We start from the raw sequence: 19,726 nt of genomic DNA, 5'->3' as shown, positions 1-19,726 counted from the left end.
GATGGGTCAGGCGCTGCCCCAGGCCTCGAGGAGGGAGGCGGAGGGCAGGACGAGGCCGAGGTGCAGCGACATCATCGCGAGCGCCGCGGCCTCGAGGTGCTCGTCCGTGCCGCGCACGAGATCGTTCGGGACGACCACGCGGTAGCCCAGATTCGACGCGTCGAAGGCCGAGTTGAGCACGCAGCAGTCGGCCATGATCCCGTCGAGCACCACGGCGCGCACGCCCATCTGGCGCAGCAGGAAGTCGAGGTCGGTGGGGTAGAAGGCCGAGAGGCGCTTCTTGCCCGAGACGATCTCGTCCTCCGGCGCCACCTCCGTGACGAATTCCGTCCAGCGGCTGCCCTCGAGCGCGTGGCCGTCGGCGCCAGGGATCTCGCCCACGTGCTGAGGGAAGGTGAGCCGCCACGCGCTGGGGCTCGCGCCGCGCACATCGTCGACGCCCGAGGTGCGCACCGTCGAGCGCACGTGGATGACGGGCACGCCGGCCGCGCGGGCGGAGCGGTGGAACGCATCGACGGCCCCGATGATCTCGCGTCCCCGCGGTGCGGGGCAGGGACAGTCGGGGTCCTCCGAAAGGTGGCCCTCGTGCATGTCGATCGAGACGACGGCGGTGTGGCCCGGATCCAGCCACGCGGCGAACTCGCCGCTCGGGTCGATCCGGTGCTCGCGGCCGTAGACGTCGGTCGTGATCATGCGTGTGCCTCCCGGGCGTTGTCGCGCCGCTCGACCGCGGGGCGGATGAGGTGGTTGACGAGCCCGTGCAACGCGAGCAGCAGGAACATGCCCATCATCATGGGGCTCGTCACGACGGTGGCGATCGACTCGGGCATCGCCGCCGTGATGTCGGCGGGGATGAACTGCGCCCCGAGCGCGACGATGAACGAGACGGCGGCCACGGTGAGGTTCAGGTCGTCCCACTTCACCCCCGCGAGCATCTGGATGCCGCTGATCGCGATGATCCCGAACAGGATCGTCGAAGCCGCGCCGAGGACCGGGGACGGGATGCTCGCGAGCAGCTGGGCGACCGGGGGCAGGAACGCCAGCGCCAGCGAGATGACGCCCGCCGTGAGCGTGACGAATCGGCTGCCGATGCCCGAGACGCGCACGATGCCCGCGTTCTCCGGGTACGACGTCGTGCCGATGCCGCCGAACAGCGCGCCCACGACGGTGCCGCCGAACTCCGAGAAGAGGCCGCGATTGACGCGCACGGTGTCCATGCGCTGCCCGCCCCAGCTGGCCACGAGCGAGTACATGCCCATCGACTCGGTGCCCGCCTGCAGGAACGCCACGAGCATCAGCACGACGACGCTGATCTCGACGCCGAAGCCGTAGGGGAGCAGGTGCGGGGTGCCGATCACCCCGCCCGCGAGCAGATCCGGGAACGCCCACTGGCCGAGCAGGAGCGCGACGACGGCGCCCGCCACGATGCCCCAGAAGATCGCGCCGCGCTTGAGGATGCCGCGCCCGCCGACGAGGCAGGCGATGACGACGACGGCGGTGACGAGAGTCACGGCGAAGCTCATGCCGCCGTAGGAGGGCGTGCCGGCCGTGCCGAACCAGTTGCCGGCGCCGATCGATGCGAGCTGCGCGCCGATGATGACGAACAGCGTGCCGAGCACGACGGGCGACGACACGAAGCCCGCCACGTGCCCAAAGAGGCCGAAGCGCTTGAGCGGCAGGCTCAGCGCCATGAAGATCAGGCCTGCGACCGCCATGGACCCGAACGCCGTCCCGAGTCCGAAGGCCGCGCCGGACGAGATGATCGCCGCCCTGAAGGCAGCCGTCGGGCCCTGCACGATCGGCAGGCGCAGGATGCGGCTCGACTGCAGGATGGTGACGAGGCCGGTGAGCAGGAAGCACGCCTGGATCATGAGCGCCACCTCGGCCGTCGTCAGACCCAGACTCGAGCCGATGACGTTGGGGAACACCCAGATGCCCGTGAGGGCGAGCAGGTGCTGCACGGCGAACAGCGTGGTGCGCGATGCCGGCAGCTTTTCGTCGAAGCCGACGACGAGGGGAGACGTGGTCTCGACGAGGTGCGGAGGTGCGGCCATGAGGGGCTCCCAGGGATGAGACTCGGCGTGGAGTTGCAGTGTGAGAGCAATGGTTGCACTGTGGCTGTTACGCACATGTTTCGTTCGTGTCGGAAATGATGCAACCGGGTAACAATGGACGACATGAGCGATCCCCTTTCACCCGACGGCGGCAACGGCGCCCTCGGCGGTCTCGTCCGCGACATCGGCGAGCGCGTGCGGGCGCTGCGACAGCGCAACGAGTTCACGCTGCAGGACCTGGGTGAGCGGACGGGGCTGAGCCTGTCGATGCTGAGCGCCGTGGAGCGGGGCAGGACGTCGCCGTCGCTCGGCACGCTGCACGCGATCGCCACGGCGCTCGGCGTGCAGGTGGCCGCGCTGTTCGCCCGCAGCGGGGGCGAGGACACGCCGATCACGCCCCTGGCGGATCAGATCGTCGACACCACTGACGGAGGCATGGTGCGCCGCACGGCCGCCTATCGTGCGGATCACGACCTCGAGGTCTACGTGGACGAGTGGGCGCCCGGCACCGCGCACGCGCGCCGGCCCTCCCAGCACCCGGGGATCGAGGTGGGCGTGGTGCTCGAGGGCACCCTGGACGTGCAGCTTGGCGACGACATCTACACCGCCGAGGCGGGAGACGTGGCACAGTTCAGCGGGCGGCGGCCGCACCGGATCAGCAACGAGGGGAACCAGACGGCGCGCGCCGTCTGGATCAACCTCCGGCGCCTCTGACGGTCCCGCGTTCCATCTAGGATGCAGTAGTTGCATTCGGGATGGAGAAGAGTGAACGGGACCCGCGCCGTCGTCGCCGTCGTGTCGCTCCTGGCGGCGATCGTGCTCGGCGGCGCGCTCGCCACCGTGCCGACGCCGCTGTACGGCGTCTACTCCGCGGAGCTCGGTCTCGACGCCCTGGGCGTGACGGCGACGTTCGCGGTGTTCGCCTGCGGTGCGGTGGGCGGCCTGCTCGCCGTGGCGGCGCTGTCGCGGGCCCTCTCGCGGCGCCGCGCGTATGTCGCGGCGAGCGTGCTGCAGGTGGCCGCGGCGATCGTGCTCGGCCTCGACCTCGGGCTGCCCGGCTTCGTGGCGGGGCGCGTGCTGACGGGGCTCGGTGCGGGCGCGCTCGCGGCCTCGGGCACGGCGTTCCTCACGGAGGTCGCGTCGCGGCTGCCCGGGCGCGCGCGGCGCGCACTCGCTGCCGCAGCACCGGCGGCCGCATACCTTGCGCTGGGATCGGGACCGCTGCTCGGGACTCTCGCCGATTTCAGATCGCTCGCGGGCGTGCACGCGCTGTTCCTCGGGATCGCGGCGGCGATCGCGCTCGCCCTCGTGGTATCGCTGCTCGCGCTGCCGTGCGATGCCGGCGCCGCGACGAATGCGCCCTCCGCCCGCGCGGCGTTGCCGCCGGCGGCCGGGCTCGGGGCGTTCGCCGCGTTCATGACCACGGGACTGTTCGGCTCGGTGACGACCGCGATTCTCGCGGCGCTGGGCTCTGCCGACGCAGCGGGCGCGGGCGCCCTCGCCGGCGCGGTGTTCGTTGCCGGCGCCTGCGGCGTCGCGTTCCTGGGGCCGCGTCTCGCACTGCGGGCGGCGGCGGTTGCGGCTCCCGTGGCGCTGTGCGCGGTCGCCGCCGCGGTGCAGCTCTTCGCTCCCGCCGCGTTCGTCGTCGCGGCCCTGGCCGCGGGAGCCGGCAGCGGGGCGCTGTTCGCGCGCAGCCTGCGCGTCGCGGTCGCCGCTGTGCCGGGCGCCGCCTTCCGCCAGACCTCGCTCGTCTTCGCCTGCGGCTACGCGGGACTGGCCATGCCCGTGCTCGGACTCGGCGCCGCCCTGCGCGTGCTGCCCCTGCCGGCCGGGCTATGGTGCTTCGGGGCCGTCACCGCCGTGGTCTGCGGCGGGGCGTTCGCGCTCGCGCGCCGCTGATCCGCCTCAGCCTCTGAGCCGGCGCCGCCCGGACCGCGTGGACCACAGGGCCCACGCGACGAGCACGGGCTGGAAGAACAGCCGCGCGAACCGCTTCTCCTCGGTGTCGAGCCCGAACCCGTCGCGCTCGTGCATCCACTGCGCGACGTTGCCGGGGAAGATCGCGACGAAGAAGGCGGCGGCGATCCATCCGACCAGCCGCCGCCGCTTCCGCGCGAACAGCAGCGATGCCCCGAGCCCGATCTCGGCCACTCCGGACGCGACAACCGTCGTGTCGGGATCGAGCGGCACGAACTCGGGCACCTGTGCCCGGAACTCCTTCCGCGCCACGGTGAGGTGCGACATCCCGGCCCCGACGAGAGCGGTGCCGAGCAGGACGCGGGCGATGCGGCGCGGGACGGTCATGAGGTGAGGGTACGGGGCGGAGCGTGTCGTCGGGAAGCCGCGCGCCCCTGCACAGGCGTCGGGCTAGTGTGCACGGTCCGCCTGCTGCATGCTCTCGAGAAGGCCGCCCTCGGTGCGGACCCACCGGTGATTGGATGCGTCGCGGAACGTGAGGGAGGCGATCCGGCGGTCCTTCGACTTCGTCACGGGACGAACATCGTTACCGTAGCGCGCGGTCCCGCTCGCGAAATCCCATCCGTACGGGCGCGTCTTCTCCGCGATGAAGTAGGTGCCGGGTGGAACCATCGTGAGCGCGATCTGCGGAAGCCCCGCCCGCCCCGATGACGTCGACCTGGACGTCGTACACAACCTCGTCGGACGCGTTGGACACGATAACGCCGTAGACGTGGTTTGGCTTTTGGCCGGTGGCTTCGTCTGTAGCCGGCGCTTGCGCGGCGACCGCCACCCATGCAGAGACGCGTCTCGCAACGGCGCGCTTGCGCTCAACTGCGGCGTGCTCGTCTCGCTCGGACTCCGTGCGCAGCAGTTTCTTGGTATGCCTGGCCGCGACGATCGCCGCGCCCAGCGCGCCGAGTGCGGCGACGGCGGCGACCGACTCAGCGATGGCCGAGATCCACTCGTCCACGCCGGCATGCTAGCGGTGCGTCAACAGCGCCTGAAAAGCGCGCGGGGGCGGTAGCGGCGTCCTGCTCGGCGATGAACCGGGCGCAGGGGATTCCTCGGGGCTCCGTCGGCGTCTCTCCACGTGGCGCCATATCCGTTCCGCGACCGGGCCCAAGGTGAGGAACACGGATGTCCGAGGTCTGTGCCACTATCCATATGCACCTGGGCAGTGGCGTGCCAGCTCGCGATGAGTGCGTACGCCCGCGGTGATTGTTGCAACCGATCAGTGAGTGAAAGTGATGACGTCGGTGACCCGATACTGGTTCGTCCGTCCCGGCCGCAAGGCCACATATGATTCAGAGTTCCTCGAATCGAGCGAGGTGGGGATCGGCTTCCTTGGCGACGTGGACCTGTCAGAAGAGGCAGGCAAGGATCTCGACGCGTTCTTGGACCGCTGGCACCCGGTGCTCGCCGAGCGCGAGCCTGATCGATCGAAGGTCTCCCGCGGTCTGGCTCTGGGAAACCTTTACGTGGTCACCCAGGGCATGCGCGAAGGCGACGTCGTCATGAGTAACCTGACGGACGGCACGATTGCGGTGGGCACGATCGCGGGCGGTTACTTGTATCGGGCGGGGCGTCCGCTTCCGCACCGGCGACCCGTTCGCTGGGATTCTCAGCGGCTGCAGCGATCGGATATGACCCCTGAGCTGGCGAACGCCGTCAAGTCGCTCATGAGCGCCTTCAACCTGGACCGACATCGCGATGAGATCGACGCCCTTCGTGGCGGATCGCTCGACGTGGGCGACCCGAGTCAGGGCTTTCGCCTCGAGAAGCACCTCGAGGATTTCCTGATCGAGAACTGGGACCGAACGCCGCTCGGAAGGAGCTTCGAGGTCTTCCGAGACGAGGTGGAAGGAGTCGAGGGCCAGCAGTTCGACACCCAGGTTGGCCGAATTGATGTTCTCGCGGTGTCGCGTGACGGGAGCGAGCTGCGAGTCGTGGAACTCAAGCGTGGCCGCACGGGCGATCAGGTCGTCGGGCAGGTGCTGCGTTATATGGGCTGGGTGCGCGAGAACCTCGCGGAGCCGCACCAGCGAGTGACCGGCCTCGTAATCGCGGGTGAGGCGGATGAGAAGGTCAAGAGCGCGCTCAGCATGGTGCCCAATGTCGACTTCATGACGTACCGCGTGCAGTTTGATCTCGAGTTCGTCCCGTTCGAGCGCTACGTCTGAGGCTCGCGAACTGCACGCGAGGAGTGCCGGTGCAGAACGGGCGGTCGCACCCAGCATGCGCTCCCCGGATGGGCGATCGTGCGAGAGTGAAGAGTCTGCGTCGATACCGGTGTGTAGGAAGGCCGCGGGTGCGGCGGATGTGGGATGAGTGGGAGAACGTTGAGCAACCTGGGAAGCTTCGTCTGGTCGATCGCGGACCAGCTGCGTGGGGTCTACAAGCCGAACCAGTACGGCGGGATCATCCTGCCGTTCACGATCCTGCGGCGGCTGGACTGCATGATGGACGGCCAGCGTGAGACGATGCGTGAGCTGGCAGCGAAGTTCGAGGGTGGCGTGCTCGACGCGCAGGTGAAGCGCAAGACGGGGCTCGCCTTCTACAACACGGGCCAGTACGACTTCGCGCGCTTGCTGCAGGACCCGGAGGGGTTGCGCGCGAACCTCATCGACTACGTCGCCGGGTTCTCCGCGAACATCGACGTGTTCGAGCGCTTCGGCTTCGAGCAGGTGATCGACAAGCTCGCCGAGAAGAACCGGCTCTACCTCGTGGTGTCGAAGTTCGCAGAGATCGACCTGCACCCCGACGCCGTGCCGAACGCCGCGATGGGCGACCTGTACGAGCACCTCATCTACAAGTTCGCCGAAGCCAGCAACGAGGAGGCCGGCGAGCACTACACCCCGCGCGACGCGATCCGACTCATGGTCGACCTGCTCTTCGCGGAGGAGAGCGACGCGCTCATGGAGCCGGGCGTCGTCCGCTCGATCTACGACCCCACGGCCGGCACCGGAGGGATGCTCAGCGTCGCCGAGGAGCGCCTGTACGAGCGCAATCCGAACGCACGCCTACGGCTGTATGGGCAAGAGATCAACGACCAGTCCTACGCGATCTGCAAGAGCGACATGATCGGCAAGGGGCAGGACGTCGACAACATCCGCCTCGGCGACACCCTCGCCGACGATAAGTTCTACGACCGCACCTTCGACTTCTGCATGTCCAACCCGCCCTACGGCGTGGACTGGAAGGCGAGCGAGGCCGCGGTCAAGGCCGAGCGCGCGAAGACCGGCGCCGCCGGCCGCTTCGCGCCCGGCCTCCCGCCGATCAGCGACGGGCAGATGCTGTTCCTCACGCACCTGGCGCACAAGATGCGCCCGAGGCACGAAGGCGGGGGACGGGCCGGCATCGTCCTCAACGGATCGCCGCTCTTCACCGGCGCGGCAGAGTCCGGGCCGAGCGAGATCCGGCGCTGGCTGCTCGAGAACGACCTCGTCGACGCGATCGTCGCGCTGCCGACCGACATGTTCTTCAACACCGGCATCGCCACTTACATCTGGATCCTCGACAACCAGAAGAAGCCCGAGCGCGAGGGCAAGGTGCAGCTCATCGACGCCACGAGCATGTGGGTCAAGATGCGCAAGGGCATGGGATCGAAGCGCCGCGAAATCAGCGCCGAGCAGCGCGACGAGATCGTGAAGCTCTACGACGCCTTCGAAGACGGCGAGAAGTCGAAGATCCTCCGCACCGATGAGTTCGGGTACTGGACCATCACCGTCGAGCGCCCGCTGCTCGACGAGAACGGCGAGGTGGTGCGCGACCGCAAGGGCAAGCCCAAGCCCGATGCGAAGAAGCGCGACACCGAGAACGTGCCCTTCACCTACGGCGGCAACACACGCGGAGACGCGGGCCGCGACGCGACCATCGCCGCATACTTCGCCGCGGAGATCGCCCCGCACGTCCCGGACGCGTGGGTCGACACAGCGAAGACAAAGGTCGGCTACGAGATCCCCTTCACGCGGATCTTCTACACCTACACACCGCCGCGCCCGCTCGAGGAGATCGACCGCGACCTCGAGCAGCAGATTGCGGAGATCCTCGAGCTCCTGCGGGAGGTGGAGGCGTGACTCGCAAGTACGCAGGGATGCGGCCAAGTGACATCCCCTGGCTCCGCGAGATTCCGGAGCATTGGAGGGTTTCGCCAATGCGCGCGGTTGCGTTTCCGAAGCAGGTTCGAAACACAGCCATGATCGAGTCGAATCTGCTGTCGCTGAGCTACGGTCGCATCGTCCGCAAAGACATCACTACGTCGGACGGTCTGTTGCCCGAGTCGTTCGAGACTTACCAGATTGTCGACCGTGATGACGTCGTGTTTAGGTTTACCGACCTTCAGAATGACAAGCGAAGCCTGCGTTCGGCTCTTGTCGCTGAGCGAGGCATCATCACGTCCGCGTACGTAGCCGTGCGGCCGAAGGATGTTGAGCCGCGATTCTTTGCCTACGTGATGCGCGCCTGGGATCTGTCGAAGGTGTTTTACGGTCTCGGGGGCGGCGTGAGGCAGAGCCTGAAGTTCGCCGACGTGGCGCGGTTGCCTGTGCTCCTGCCGAGCCCAGGGGAGCAGCGGGCGATCGCGGACTACCTCGACCGCGAGACCGCGCAGATCGACACCCTGATCGCCAAGCAGCAGCGCCTCATCGCCACCCTCCGCGAGCGTCGCGTGTCGGCGGTACGAAGTGGCGTGACGGGAACTTTTCTGCCGGGATCGCGGAGACGCACCACGTCTCGTTTCTTCCCCGATCTCCCTGACGACTGGCGACTCGTGCCGCTTCGTAGGCTCGGAGACAGTAAGGCGGGTTCAGGATTTCCTCCGCACCTTCAGGGGCGCACCGACCTCGAGCTCCCATTCTTCAAGGTGAAGCACCTCGCCGCTGCTGACAGCGAGGGGTTGCTTTCGGTCGCGGATGACTACGTGAGTCGCGAGACCGCTGCAGCGCTTCGAGCCACCGTGTTCCCTGCGGGGACGGTGGTTTATGCGAAGGTCGGTGCCGCACTAATGCTGGGGCGCGTGCGTACGCTCGCCACAGCCAGTTGTCTGGACAACAACATGGCGGGGTTCATGCCTCGCTCCGATCTCGTCGGGCGCTTTCTCCACCACGCGATGGCAACTATCGCGTTCGACTACCTCGTGAATCCGGGAGCGGTACCGTCCTTGAGTGACAAGAACATGATGGCGATGGAGATTCCGGTGCCGTCGGAGACGGTGCAGCGGGCAGCGGTCGACTGGATCGACGAGCAGACCGCCCGAATCGACACCCTCATCCAGAAGTCTGAGCGTCTCATCGAGCTCTCGCAGGAGCGTCGGGCGGCGCTGATCACGGCCGCGGTGACCGGGCAGATCGACGTGCGGAAGGCGGCGTGATGGCACAGCACAACGAGATCGAGTACGAGCGTGAGATCTGCGAGTACCTCGAGGAGCGCGGCTGGCTCTACTCGCGCGACGACAAGGGCTATGACCGCACCCGCGCGCTCTACCCCGAGGACGTCTTCGCCTGGCTCGAGGCCGCGAACCCTGACGCGCTGGCTCGGGTGATCAAGCCCGAGTCGAAGGACGTCGAGAAGCAGATGGCGCAGCTGCTCGATCGGCTTGCAGCCGAGCTGGACAAGCCGATGACGGCCGGCGGCGGCACGCTCAACGTGCTGCGCAACGGGTTCAAGTTCCTGAACTCCGGCCAGCTGCAGATGGCGCAGTTCAAGCCCGAGACCACGCTGAACGCGGCCGCTCTCGAGAAGTACGAGGCCATGCGGCTGCGCGTGGTCCGGCAGGTGCACTACGCGCCCGGCGACAACCGCTCGATCGACCTCGTGTTCTTCGTCAACGGGCTGCCGGTCGCCACCGCCGAGTTGAAGACCGAGAACACCCAGTCCATCGAGAACGCGAAGAACCAGTACAAGCGCGACCGCCTGCCCAAGGAGAAGAACGGCGCGGCCCACGCCTTGCTCGGTTTCGGCACGCGCGCGCTCGTGCACTTCGCCGTCTCCGAGGACGAGGTCTGGATGACCACCAAGCTCGACGGCGAGCGCACGCACTTCCTCCCGTTCAACCGCGGCACCGAGGACGGCGGCGCCGGCAACCCGCTGAACCCCGACGGCTGGAAGACCTGGTACCTCTGGGAGCGCGTGTTCCAGAAGGACGCGCTCCTCGCGATCCTCGGCCGCTTCATGTACGTGAAGCACGAGAGCCGCATCGATCCCAAGACCGGCAAGACCACGAAGACGGCGAGCCTGCGCTTCCCCCGGTTCCACCAGTGGGAGGCCGTCGAGAAGCTCGGCTCCGCCGTCGCCTCCGAGGGTGTCGGCAAGCGCTACCTCATCCAGCACTCCGCCGGATCCGGCAAGACCGACTCCATCGCCTGGACCGCGCACCGCATGGCACGCCTGCAGGTCGACAACCAGAAGGTCTTCGACTCGGTCATCGTCGTCACCGACCGCACCGTGCTCGACGCTCAGCTACAGGAAGCGGTGCGTCAGCTCGACAAGCAGGACATCGTCGTCACCGTCGACGAGAAGACGACCCGGGCGGCCGGCACGTCGAAATCGGGCGTGCTGGCGCAGGCGCTCGCGACGGGGAAGCTGATCATCGTCGTGACGATCCAGACGTTCCCGTTCGTGCTCGAAGAGGTCCGCAAGAACAAGGGGCTCAAGGGCAAGCGGTTCGCCGTCATCGCCGACGAAGCCCACTCGTCGCAGTCGGGCCAGGTGGCTGCGAAGCTCAAGGCCGTCCTGAGTGCCGACGAGGCGAAGGAGCTCGAGGACGGCGGCGAGATCGACATCGAGGCGGTACTCGCGGCCGAGATGAGCGAGCGCGCCAATAGCGAGAACATCTCGTTCTTGGCCTTCACGGCCACGCCCAAGTCCAAGACCCTCGAATTGTTCGGACGGGTACCCGACGGCGGCGACAAGCCCGAGCCCTTCCACCTGTACACGATGAAGCAGGCGATCGAAGAGGGCTTCATCATCGACGTGCTGCGCGGCTACCACTCGTTCAAGATGATCTTCGAGCTGGGGGAGAAGGCCGCGGGCGCGCTCGATCACGAGGTCGACCAGGCGCGCGCGGCGAAGGAGATCATGCAATGGGTGCGGGTGAACCCGCAGACCATCTCGCAGAAGGCCGCCGTCATCGTCGAGCACTTCTCCCGCAACGTCGCCCACCTGCTCGAAGGCGAGGCGAAGGCGATGGTCGTCGCGCCGTCGCGCAAGGCCGCTGTCCGGTACAAGCTGGCGATCGACGACTACATCGCGAAGAAGGGCCTCGGCTACAAGACGCTCGTGGCGTTCAGCGGATCCGTCGTCGACGAGGAATCGGGCCCGGACGAGTTCACCGAGGCATCGATGAACCCCGGCGCTGGCGATCTGCGCGAGGCGTTCCGCGACGAGAACTGCCGGGTGATGATCGTCGCGAACAAGTTCCAGACCGGCTTCGATCAGCCGCTGCTCTGCGCGATGTACGTGGACAAGCAGCTCTCGGGAATTACCGCGGTGCAGACGCTCTCGCGACTCAATCGCACGCACGTCACGCGTCATGGCGTCGTCAAGGATGCGTCGATGACGCAAGTCGTCGATTTCGTGAACGACCCGAGCGAGATCCAGGCTGCGTTCGAGCCCTATTTTGTCGGCGCGCACGTCGAGGAGACGACCGACCCGAACCTCGTGCACGACCTGCTGTCCAAGCTCGATACCGCCGGCATCTATACGCAGGACGAGGTCGAGCAGACGGTCAACGTCATGCTCACTGAGGGCGTCGGCGCGGGCTCGAAGGTGAACTCGAGGCTTGCCGCGGTGCTGGGACCGGCGAAGGAGCGCTTCCGTGGCCGCTGGCAGGCAGCCGTCGACAGCGACGACAAGGTCGAGCGCGAGCTCCTCGAGCTGTTCCGCAAGGACGTCGGCTCGTTCATCCGCCTCTACGACTTCATGAGCCAGGTGTTCGACTACGGCGACATCGACATCGCGAAGAAGCACATCTATCTCCGCCTGCTTGCGCCTCACCTGCGCACCGAGCAGCTCATCCCCGGCATCGACTTCTCCGACATCGAGCTGACCAAGCTCCAGCTGCGCGACGAGGGCAAGGTCGATGTCTCGCTCACGGGTGGGGAGGCGCTCAAGCCGGTCGGCGTCGGTGGCGGTGAAGCACGGGACCCGAAGATGGTCGCGCTGGCCGAGGTCCTGCAGCTGCTGAACGAGCGCTTCGGCCATCCCGACGCGCATAACGAGTCCTGGCTGCAGGAGGTGACGCAGTCGCTGCTGGACGACAAGCAGCTCGTCACGCAGGCGCGGACTAACACGCCGACGCAGTTCGCCGATAGTCCCGACTTTGAAGACGCCCTCACGGCCGCGGTCACGGACACGCACGAGTCCCACGCCAAGCTGGTGGACTTCTTCTTCAGCACAGACCCCGCAACAGCACAGGTAAAGAAGGCGCTGCTGCGGTACTTCTACGAGGCGGCGCGGGGTGAAGCGGCGTGAGGCACGGGCGGACGACCCGCTACTGGCACTCGCACGGTGCATCAAGTCGGGATAGGCCAGCAGCTATGTCTGGAGTGGGATCGCGTTGAAGCTAGTGCGACTGGATGTGAAGTCCTTCCGATCGTTTGTGAATGGGATCGATGTCCCCCTGGTGGGTGGCATGAACTCATTCGTTGGCCCCAACAATTGCGGCAAGTCCAATCTTGTGCGCGCTCTCAAAATGGCACTCGACCCTGCGTACGACTTCGTTGCAGAGCGTGATGTACCAGGTCAACTGTTATATGCCTACCCCCGAACCACCCTGACCTTCAAAATCGCACCACGCAGCAGTCCGGAGCGCACACTGCTTCGCTACCTTCATGAGTACGAAGAGAGCGTTGTCGGCGTGGGTAACGCGACGTATGCGGCTAACAACGAGTTGAGACTTGTCGTCACCTACCGTGGCAGTCGCGCCACTGGGCTTGTCCGTCAGGAGTATTTCGCCGCGAAGGGTGTGGGCGACCGTCGTGGCGACGCCGCTCTAAACGAGAGGGCGCTCCGCCAATTCCGCAAACTGGTGCGGTTCGTTTCAGTCGAGAGTGGCCAGAGCATTGAGATGCTACTGGTCGGCCAGTTTCGTGAGATCCTTCACTCGGTGCTGAGGGAGGAGTTGGGCGAGGCGTACAGCAATTCCGAGCACGCACGGACTGCCTACGCTGAGCATTTACAAGAGGGGCTCCTCGCGCCGATGCGCGAGAAGATTTTGAGTCTCAGCAAGCGGTTGTTTCCGGAGGTGAAGGGCATTGCGCTCGTTCCCTCGGTCACGTCGCTTGAAGAGACCTTGTCAAATATCCGCATCCGTTTGGAAGACTCGGTTGAGACCGATCTGGCTTCGAAAGGGACCGGCGTCGCTGGTGGCGTCCTGATTGCGTTGCTCCGCTATCTGAGCGATGCCAGCAAGCAGTCCATCATCTTTGCGCTCGAGGAGCCCGAAGCCTTTCTTCACCCGGCGGCGCAACAGTCACTGCGCGATGATCTCGAGCGACTGGCAGAGCGAGAAGACGTAACTTTGCTTGTCACATCGCACTCCCCGTACATTGTCTCGAGATCGGCAAACGCGCAGGTTGTTGCGCTTGAGAAGGGCATTGAGGACGGCGTATCGAGAGTGGTTGGGTCCGCGTTGGGGAACGCTGGGCACGCAGACGTGCTTTCCGGCCTTTTCGTGGACTCAGTCGTCCCGGAACTGCTTGATCGATATCATTCGGTTCCGTCCGACGCGAACATGCTGCTAGTCGTCGAGGGTGAGAGCGACAAGCGGTTCATTGAACTTGCGGCGGCTTCCCTCGGTCGGTCTGAGGATCTTTCAGACTTGGCGATCATCGCGTGCAAAGGTGCTCACTCAGTCGTCGCGCAATCTGTGCTCCTGCGAGCGGAGGCCCCCCAAGCTGTCATTGCGCTTTTCGACTCGGATCAGGAAGGGCGGTCTGCCAGGGACTTGATGCGAAAGAGATTCGATTTCGCGAAGGAGACTGTGCTCGAGTACCGAACTTTCGTGAATGATCAGGAAGACGCGGAAAGCGAGTGGCTCTTCCCGGCTTCGCTGATGCAGAGGTTCGTAGATGACGCAGGTGAGGAACTAGTGCTGAAGTCGAAGTCTAAGCGCGGCGGCGAATATCGTTACGACTTCACTCCGCGCGGGAAGCAGCAGTTCCCGGCATGGCTCGAATCGAATGCAAAGCCCAGCGACTATGTCCGCTCGGCGAGTCTGATTGACGAACTGGCGTTGCGCCTTAGCGACGCGCGTCCCCCGTCTCCTGTCGCTCACGCGCAGGGAGTCGCGGAATCACAGAATGGGTTGAGGGCAGGGGGTCGAGCGGTTTCCTGAGTGCATGGGGCCGTGGCTGGGTCCAGTGTGGCCTGTTGAGCCGGGAATACCCCACCCCACCCCCCGCGTTCCCTCTGGTAACCTGAAGTGTCACGCGTGTGCGTGGGGTCTGGCGTGCTCGCCGGGCAGGCCCACCGCGTGACGTACGACAACCAACCAGACCGCTTCGGTTCATCCGCGGTCCCGCACGTCCGTGAGGGATCCCGATCCGAGGCCCGACCTCAACCCCATAAGGCAAACCAACTACATGACTAACGCAACGACCGCCCCGGCCACCAAGCAGGTCGCGATCAACGACATCGGCTCTGCTGAGGACTTCCTGGCCGCGGTCGAGAAGACTCTCAAATCCTTCAACGACGGCGACATCATCGAGGGCACGATCGTCAAGATCGACCGCGACGAGGTTCTGCTCGACGTGAGCTTCAAGACCGAGGGCGTCATCCCCTCGCGTGAGCTCTCCATCAAGCACGACGTCGACCCCAACGAGGTCGTCAGCGTCGGCGACGTCGTCGAGGCGCTCGTTCTCCAGAAGGAGGACAAGGAAGGCCGTCTGATCCTGTCGAAGAAGCGCGCGCAGTACGAGCGCGCCTGGGGCGACGTGGAGAAGATCAAGGAGAACGACGGCGTCGTCACCGGCACCGTCATCGAGGTCGTCAAGGGCGGCCTCATCGTCGACATCGGCCTGCGCGGCTTCCTGCCGGCCTCGCTCATCGAGCTGCGCCGCGTCCGCGACCTCACGCCGTACCTCGGCCAGGAGATCGAGGCGAAGATCCTCGAGCTCGACAAGAACCGCAACAACGTCGTGCTCTCGCGCCGCGCCCTCCTCGAGGAGACGCAGTCGGCCACCCGCACGCAGTTCCTCAACAACCTGCACAAGGGTCAGGTCCGCAAGGGCGTCGTCTCGTCGATCGTCAACTTCGGTGCGTTCGTCGACCTCGGCGGCGTGGACGGCCTCGTGCACGTCTCGGAGCTGTCGTGGAAGCACATCGAGCACGCCAGCGAGGTCGTCGAGGTGGGCCAGGAGGTCACCGTCGAGATCCTCGAGGTCGACCTCGACCGCGAGCGCGTGTCGCTGTCGCTCAAGGCGACGCAGGAGGACCCGTGGCAGGTCTTCGCCCGCACCCACGCGATCGGTCAGATCACGCCGGGCAAGGTCACCAAGCTCGTTCCGTTCGGTGCGTTCGTTCGCGTCGCCGACGGCATCGAGGGCCTCGTGCACATCTCGGAGCTGTCGAACAAGCACGTCGAGCTCGCTGAGCAGGTCGTCTCGGTCGGCGAGGAGGTCTTCGTCCGCGTCATCGACATCGACCTCGACCGCCGCCGCATCTCGCTCTCGCTCAAGCAGGCGAACGAGATGGTCGACCCCAACGGCACCGAGTTCGACCCGGCGCTGTACGGCATGACCACCGAGTACGACGAGAACGGCGAGTACAAGTACCCCGAGGGCTTCGACCCGGAGACCAACCAGTGGCTGGAGGGCTTCGACGAGGCCCGCCAGAAGTGGGAGGACGAGTACGCCGCCGCTCAGGCTCGCTGGGAGGCCCACAAGGCGCAGGTCGCCAAGGCCCTCGAGGCCGAGGCCGCCGCGGGCGACGACTTCGGTGGCTCGGCCGGCCAGAGCTTCAGCTCTGAGTCGACCGGCTCCGGCACGCTCGCCGACGACGAGGCTCTCGCCGCGCTGCGCGAGAAGCTCGCCGGCGCGTAAGCACCGCTGACACGAAAGGCCGGATCCCCTCGGGGGTCCGGCCTTTCGGCGTTCGCGGGCGCCGACGCTCGTCCGAGGAGACCAACGCGCATCGCGGATCCGTCACGCGCCCGAGAGACTATTGAGGATCTCAACCATCTGTGCTCTACTGGGCAAGTCCCATAGGCCACAGATTCGCGACTGATCGACCCGCATAGTGCGTTCCGTGGCCGCACCACATCGACACAAGGAAGTGCGATATGCGGAAGACCCTGCCCACCCTCGCCGTCCTCGCCGCAGCGGGCCTGCTGCTGAGCGCCTGCGGCGCGAGCCCCAACGCCCGGCCCGCGGCGGGCACCTCCGAGGGCCCGAGCGAGCTGACCTTCGCCGTCGTGCCCACCGACGACAGCGAGGCGCTGGAGCGCTCGTTCCTGCCGATCGTCGCCGCCATCGAGGAGGCGACCGGCATCCCCACCACGATCGAGGCGGTCTCGAGCAACGCCGGCGTCATCGAGGCCCAGGTCGCCGAGCGCGTCGACATCGCCACGTACGGCGCCTTCTCGTACTACCTGGCGAAGGACGTCGCCGAGATCACGCCCGTCGCCAAGGACCAGCGCACCCCCGAGCCGGGCTCGGGTGCGGTGCAGTCGATCGGCGTCACCACCCCCGACTCCGACATCGCCTCGATCGAGGACGTCGCCGGTCGCGACGTGTGCTTCACCGACGCGGCGTCGTCCACCGGCTACCTCGCCGCGGCGGCGGGCCTCGTCGACGCCGGCATCGACCCCGAGGAAGACATCAACCCGCTGTTCGTCGGCTCGCACGACGTCGCCGTCACACAGATGCTTGCGGGCGACTGCGACGTGGCCTTCGTCGCCGCGACCTTCGTGACCGACATCCTCCCGGCCCGCGGCGTCATCGCCGAGGGCGACACCAAGACGGTCTGGACGTCGGAGGACATCCCCGGCACGCCTCTCGTCGTGGGCGACTGGCTCGGCGACGAGCTGAAGCAGCAGATCACCGACGCGGTGCTCGAGTACAACGCCGTCACCGCCGCCGAAGCGGGTCTGTGCGACGACCAGCAGCGCGAGGCGCCGGCCGAGTGGGGCGAGGAGTACGCCGGGCAGATGGCGTGCGAATGGGGCGGCACGGGCGCCTTCGCCTTCGAGCCCGCCACCGATTCGGACTACGACATGATCGACGAGATCTGCGAGGCGACGCAGTCCGAGGTCTGCCGCAGCGAGTGAGACGGGATCGGGAAGCAGCATGACCATCGCAGCGCAGGAGAAGACCGTGAGCACCCCCACGACGCAGCCCAGCGTCGCCATCGAATCCGTCAGCATGCGCTTCGGCGACAACACCGTGCTGCGCGATGTCGACCTCGCCGTGCACCCCGGCCAGTTCGTCGCGCTCATCGGCCCCTCCGGCGCCGGCAAATCGACCCTGCTGCGCCTGATCAACGGCGGTCACCGGCCCACCGCGGGCCGGCTGACCGTGCTCGGCACCGACCCCGCCGCGTGCGGACGCCGCGAGCTGCAGCGGCTCCGCACGCGGGTGGGCTTCGTGTTCCAGCAGTTCGGCCTCGTCGGCCGCGTCAGCGCGATGGAGAACGTGCTGATGGGGGCGCTCGGCTCGCTGCGCCTGCCGCGCTACGGCATCTCCACCTACCCGCGCGCCCTGCGCGAGAAGGCCGTCGCCAACCTGGAGCGGGTCGGCCTCGCCGACAAGCGCTTCCAGCGCTGTGACACCCTCTCGGGCGGCCAGCAGCAGCGCGTCGCCATCGCGCGCACCCTCATGCAGGACGCCGAGCTCGTCCTCGCCGACGAGCCGGTCGCCTCGCTCGACCCGAACGCGAGCGTCTCGGTGCTCGAGACGCTCAAGAAGCTCAGCGCCGAAGACGGCTTCACCGTCATCTGCTCGCTGCACCAGGTCGATCTCGCCCTCGCGGTGTCGGATCGCGTCGTCGCGGTGCGCGACGGATCGTTCATCCTCGACGCACCGACCAGCCAGACGACCGAGGCCGAGATCCGCGCGGTCTACGAGCGAGCGAAGGCCACGAAATGACCCAGCTGCTCGAGGCGCCGCAGGCGCCACCGGTGGCCCCGCGGCTGCGCCCGCCGCGCGTCTCGCCCGCGACGATCGGCATCCCGATCGCGTACCTCGCCGTCACGGTGTTCGGCGTGTGGTGGATCGACATCCGCCCCGATGCCCTCGCCGCCGGCCTCGGCGACCTCGCACGGCTGGTGGAGCGCATGGTGCCGCCGTCGGCGGAGAACGTTCCCGGCATCCTCAGCCTCGCCCTGCAAACGCTGTGGATCGCCATCGCCGGCACGGGCATCGCGGCGCTGCTGTCCATCCCGCTCGCCGCCGCGGCCGCCCGCACGTACACCGGGCCGCGCGTGGTGCAGGCGCTTGCCCGCGTCGTCATCGTGCTCACGCGCGCCGTGCCCTCGCTCGTGTTCGCCCTCGTCTTCGTGCGGATCTTCGGGCTCGGGCCGCTTGCCGGCGGCCTCGCGATCGCGTTCCACTCCGTCGGCATGATCGCCAAGATGATGGCCGACGTGTTCGAGGAGCAGGACGCCGCGCCGCGCGACGCCATCGCCGCGGTGGGAGCCAGCCGCGTGCAGAACTTCATCGCCACCACGCTCAGCCGCGCGCTGCCCTCGATCACGTCGCTCGTGCTCTACCGGCTCGACATCAATATCCGCGCCTCGGCGGTGCTGGGCCTCGTGGGCGCCGGCGGGATCGGCGTGGCGCTGCAGACGGCGATCGGCTCGCTCAACTACCGCCGCGCGGCGGGCATCATCATCGTCATCGTCGTGATGCTGCTCGCGCTCGAGCTCGTCTCGTACCTCGCCCAGCGGGCGGTCGCCGAGCACGCCGAGGAGCACACCGTCGCCCAGCTCTACGGCGCGGGCACCGACGCCGCGGCGCCCGGCTGGAACCGCGCCCGCGCGCTGCGCGTCGGCGGGGGAGCGGCAGCCGTCGCGCTGTTCCTCGCCTCGCTCACGCAGCTCTCCTTCGACCCCGCCCGGCTAGGCACCGCTTGGGCGAACGCCACCGCGCTGCTGAGCGGCTTCATCCCGCCCGCCTTCTCGACCGACGTGATGCTCGGCATCTTCGAAAGCGTCGTCATGGCGCTCACCTCGACGACGTTCGGCGTGCTGTTCGGGCTCGTGATCGCGGTGCTCTCCACGCGCCACCTCATCCGCTTCGAGCCGCTGTCGATCGCGCTGCGCGGCCTGATCGTGGTGGTGCGCGGCGTGCCCGACATCGTCTACGCGCTCATCTTCGTCGCCGCCCTGGGGCTCGGGCCGTTCGCCGGCTTCCTGGCGCTGACCATCTCGAGCACCGCCCTGGCGTCGAAGTTCTTCACCGACTCACTGCAGGCCGTCGACCCGGCGCCCATCCGCGCCCTCGAGGCGACCGGCGCCAACCGCGTGCAGGTGTTCGTGAGCGCCGTGTGGCCGCAGTTCGTGCCCAGCTTCATCGGCAACAGCCTGTTCACGTCCGACCTGTCGCTGCGCGAATCGGCCGTGCTCGGCATCGTCGGCGCCGGCGGCATCGGGTTCCTGCTCGACGAGTCGATCGCCACGCTGCACTACGACGTCACGGCCGGCATCCTCATCGGGCTGATCGTCGTGGTCGTGCTGCTCGAGGGCGTGGCCCGCTGGGCGCGGAAGAAGGTGATCTGAC

At 67.3% G+C, this 19,726-nt stretch carries 16 protein-coding genes; 11 read left to right on the top strand and 5 right to left on the bottom strand.

All coding sequences use genetic code 11. The features are described from left to right. Positions 1-6 precede the first annotated feature (6 nt). Both N8N77_RS02405 and N8N77_RS02400 read right to left on the bottom strand, forming a co-directional pair. Positions 7-693 (bottom strand): isochorismatase family cysteine hydrolase, encoded by a 687-nt coding sequence (locus N8N77_RS02405; protein WP_261164352.1) that lies wholly within the window; start codon positions 691-693, stop codon positions 7-9. Then, the gene (locus N8N77_RS02400; protein WP_261164350.1) at positions 690-2,054 is read right to left on the bottom strand and encodes a uracil-xanthine permease family protein; all 1,365 of its coding nucleotides are present in this window, start codon (positions 2,052-2,054) and stop codon (positions 690-692) included. The genes N8N77_RS02405 and N8N77_RS02400 overlap by 4 nt, the downstream gene beginning before the upstream one ends. Positions 2,055-2,177: 123 nt before the next feature. Between N8N77_RS02400 and N8N77_RS02395 the strand changes: the two genes are divergently transcribed. Next, entirely contained in the window at positions 2,178-2,768 is a 591-nt protein-coding gene (locus N8N77_RS02395) for a helix-turn-helix domain-containing protein (RefSeq protein WP_261164348.1), read from the top strand. Positions 2,769-2,819: 51 nt separating this feature from the next. After that, positions 2,820-3,953 carry a sugar porter family MFS transporter gene (locus N8N77_RS02390; RefSeq protein ID WP_261164346.1) on the top strand — a complete coding sequence of 378 codons (1,134 nt, stop codon included), beginning with the start codon at positions 2,820-2,822 and terminating at the stop codon, positions 3,951-3,953. A gap of 6 nt (positions 3,954-3,959) precedes the next feature. Here N8N77_RS02390 and N8N77_RS02385 read toward each other — a convergent pair whose 3' ends face one another. The 3 genes from N8N77_RS02385 to N8N77_RS02375 all read right to left on the bottom strand — a co-directional run bounded on the left by N8N77_RS02385 (position 3,960) and on the right by N8N77_RS02375 (position 4,983). After that, positions 3,960-4,358 carry a hypothetical protein gene (locus N8N77_RS02385; protein WP_261164345.1) on the bottom strand — a complete coding sequence of 133 codons (399 nt, stop codon included), beginning with the start codon at positions 4,356-4,358 and terminating at the stop codon, positions 3,960-3,962. A 63-nt stretch (positions 4,359-4,421) separates the two neighbouring features. After that, the gene (locus N8N77_RS02380) at positions 4,422-4,544 is read right to left on the bottom strand and encodes a hypothetical protein (protein ID WP_261164343.1); all 123 of its coding nucleotides are present in this window, start codon (positions 4,542-4,544) and stop codon (positions 4,422-4,424) included. A 13-nt stretch (positions 4,545-4,557) separates the two neighbouring features. Beyond that, positions 4,558-4,983 carry a hypothetical protein gene (locus tag N8N77_RS02375; RefSeq protein WP_261164341.1) on the bottom strand — a complete coding sequence of 142 codons (426 nt, stop codon included), beginning with the start codon at positions 4,981-4,983 and terminating at the stop codon, positions 4,558-4,560. Between the two features lie 286 nt (positions 4,984-5,269). On the opposite strand from N8N77_RS02375, the gene N8N77_RS02370 reads away from it, so the two are divergent. The 9 genes from N8N77_RS02370 (at position 5,270) to phnE (ending at position 19,725) form a co-directional block, all read left to right on the top strand. Then, complete coding sequence (locus N8N77_RS02370) at positions 5,270-6,193, top strand: hypothetical protein (protein WP_261164339.1); 924 nt, start codon at positions 5,270-5,272, stop codon at positions 6,191-6,193. A gap of 159 nt (positions 6,194-6,352) precedes the next feature. Further along, positions 6,353-8,089: a class I SAM-dependent DNA methyltransferase gene (locus N8N77_RS02365; RefSeq protein WP_314732502.1), complete on the top strand. Its 1,737-nt coding sequence runs from the start codon at positions 6,353-6,355 to the stop codon at positions 8,087-8,089. A 119-nt stretch (positions 8,090-8,208) separates the two neighbouring features. Then, positions 8,209-9,381: a hypothetical protein gene (locus tag N8N77_RS02360; protein WP_261164335.1), complete on the top strand. Its 1,173-nt coding sequence runs from the start codon at positions 8,209-8,211 to the stop codon at positions 9,379-9,381. Next, positions 9,381-12,482 carry a type I restriction endonuclease subunit R gene (locus tag N8N77_RS02355; protein ID WP_261164333.1) on the top strand — a complete coding sequence of 1,034 codons (3,102 nt, stop codon included), beginning with the start codon at positions 9,381-9,383 and terminating at the stop codon, positions 12,480-12,482. The genes N8N77_RS02360 and N8N77_RS02355 overlap by 1 nt, the downstream gene beginning before the upstream one ends. A 220-nt stretch (positions 12,483-12,702) precedes the next feature. Continuing rightward, entirely contained in the window at positions 12,703-14,346 is a 1,644-nt protein-coding gene (locus N8N77_RS02350) for an ATP-dependent endonuclease (RefSeq protein ID WP_261164331.1), read from the top strand. 247 nt (positions 14,347-14,593) lie between these two features. Continuing rightward, positions 14,594-16,051, top strand: coding sequence for a 30S ribosomal protein S1 (gene rpsA, locus N8N77_RS02345; protein WP_261164330.1), 1,458 nt, complete (start codon positions 14,594-14,596; stop codon positions 16,049-16,051). Positions 16,052-16,290: 239 nt separating this feature from the next. Continuing rightward, entirely contained in the window at positions 16,291-17,277 is a 987-nt protein-coding gene (locus N8N77_RS02340) for a phosphate/phosphite/phosphonate ABC transporter substrate-binding protein (RefSeq protein ID WP_261164328.1), read from the top strand. Positions 17,278-17,296: 19 nt separating this feature from the next. Further along, positions 17,297-18,094, top strand: a complete 798-nt coding sequence (gene phnC / locus N8N77_RS02335) for a phosphonate ABC transporter ATP-binding protein (protein WP_261164326.1) — start codon at positions 17,297-17,299, stop codon at positions 18,092-18,094. Then, positions 18,091-19,725 carry a phosphonate ABC transporter, permease protein PhnE gene (gene phnE / locus N8N77_RS02330; RefSeq protein WP_261164325.1) on the top strand — a complete coding sequence of 545 codons (1,635 nt, stop codon included), beginning with the start codon at positions 18,091-18,093 and terminating at the stop codon, positions 19,723-19,725. The genes phnC and phnE overlap by 4 nt, the downstream gene beginning before the upstream one ends. Position 19,726: the final 1 nt, after the last annotated feature.

This window comes from Microbacterium sp. Marseille-Q6965 (genome assembly GCF_946151065.1).
Taxonomy (GTDB): Bacteria; Actinomycetota; Actinomycetes; order Actinomycetales; family Microbacteriaceae; genus Microbacterium.
This window is presented reverse-complemented; position numbering and strand designations above follow the sequence as displayed.